We start from the raw sequence: 1714 nt of genomic DNA on the forward strand, positions 1-1714 counted from the left end.
CCATGAGGTAGAGGTTCGGGCCGACTTCCTCGTTGGCGAGGATGCGGGCCCGCTCGTTGACGAGTGCCACATTCGTCCTTTCACTTTTCGCCGCCGCCCACGAGGAGGGCGCGACGCGCGTTCGCGGGAGGCTGCCACCCGCGGCCCACCGGCCCGATGAGCTCGGCGCCGGAGAGGTGCTCGGCTCGCTCGGGCTCGATGCGCGTCATATGGTCGGTGCCGAAGCCCACCGATTGGTAGAGCACCTCGAGCGTGCCGGCCGCCGCATCGCGCGCGTACACCGAGAACGGGCGGCGCAGGATGTGCGCCTCCATGCTCGGCACCTTCATGTGCACGAACTGCCCCGGCTCGATGCTCGCCGCGATATGCGAGGCCGCGAGTTCCATGAGGTAGAGGTTCGGGCCGACTTCCTCGTTGGCGAGGATGCGGGCCCGCTCGTTGACGAGTGCCACATTCGTCCTTTCACTTTTCGCCGCCGCCCGTGCGAGCGCGGCGCGCGTTTTCGTCTCTCGGCCGACGATTGTATCATCTGCGCGCGCTTCATGCGGCTGACAAGCCAAAATGCAGGGAATGTGCACGCCGGGACGACGGAGGGAGCGAACGGCGGGACCTACCGCCTGCGTCGCACGGGAGCACAGGCGTGGCGAGGCCGCGCGAATCGGCGCTCCCCGTACCGGCGGAACGCGAACGACACGAGCAGCTGCGCCGCGACGGCCGCGAGCGCGCCCACGAGAAGGCCGGTCAGCACGTCGGTGGGATAGTGCGCGACGAGATAGCAGCGGGCAGCGCCCATGACCAGCATGACGATCGAGCCGCCCAGCACTGTCTTCCAATTCCGATACGCCAGCATGAGCGCCGCCATCGCCGCCGAGGCCGCGGTCATGTGTCCGGAGGGGAACGAGAACCCGTCCTCGAACGCGGCGCCGGCGAAGCGCCACCAGTCGAGGAAGAGCGCGGACGACTCGAACGGCCGCGGCCGCGTGACGAAGTCCTTGAGCACGATGTTCGTGGCGAGCGCGCCCAGGCAGATGGCGACGAACATGACCGTCCCGGCACGTCGCGTGCGTTTGAACACCATAAGCACGAAGGCCAGCGCGAAGAAGCATGCGCCCTTCTCGCCTACGAAGCTCACCGCCTCGAACAGGGGCGTGAGCGCGAAGCCCCCGCATTCTGCGAGCGCATGCAGCGCCCCCCAAGATCGTCGCATCGAACGCGGCGAACGCGTCGTTCAGCCACGCGGCCATCAGGGTTGTTTCCATCGAACCGTCCTTTCGCCTCACGGATGCTGCGGATCCCTTGCGGGTCCGAACCTCAATGAAACGACGCGCGCCTCCCGGCGGCAAGCCACGATGCGTCGCACGGGCGACACGGTGCGTGACCTCCGCAGCCGACCAGGGGTTACGAGCGCAGAATACGGTAGCCGACGACGACCTTCGCCAGGAGCAGCGCGAACATGAGCGTTGTGGCGTAGGGCTGCATGGTGGAGGCGAACAGGACGACGGCCAGCGCCTGCACCGCGAACCCAACGAGGGCGACGATGCGGGCCGCGCGGCGCGAGCCCGCAGCTGCCAGCAAGATCTCCACCGCACCCACGAACATGAGCGAGACGACGGCCGCCGCCATGACGGCGAACGACGCGCCGAAATCCACGGACGCGCCGTAGTCGGCCAGGTTCGCCATGCGCACGAACGAGCCGTCGTCCACGCCGTATAGC

General features: G+C 68.0%; 2 protein-coding genes and 1 pseudogene. All 3 read right to left on the bottom strand.

All coding sequences use genetic code 11. The features are described 5' to 3' along the window. Positions 1-80: 80 nt before the first annotated feature. The gene (locus tag ACMO6A_RS11385; RefSeq protein WP_418471290.1) at positions 81-452 is read right to left on the bottom strand and encodes a hypothetical protein; all 372 of its coding nucleotides are present in this window, start codon (positions 450-452) and stop codon (positions 81-83) included. 158 nt (positions 453-610) lie between these two features. Beyond that, positions 611-1207: a phosphatase PAP2 family protein gene (locus ACMO6A_RS11390; protein WP_009608707.1), complete on the bottom strand. Its 597-nt coding sequence runs from the start codon at positions 1205-1207 to the stop codon at positions 611-613. Between the two features lie 191 nt (positions 1208-1398). Continuing rightward, a pseudogene (locus ACMO6A_RS11395) lies at positions 1399-1714 on the bottom strand (XRE family transcriptional regulator); the annotation flags it as partial.

The sequence above is a fragment of the Eggerthella sp. genome (assembly GCF_048329335.1).
GTDB classification, from domain to species: domain Bacteria; phylum Actinomycetota; class Coriobacteriia; order Coriobacteriales; family Eggerthellaceae; genus Eggerthella; species Eggerthella lenta.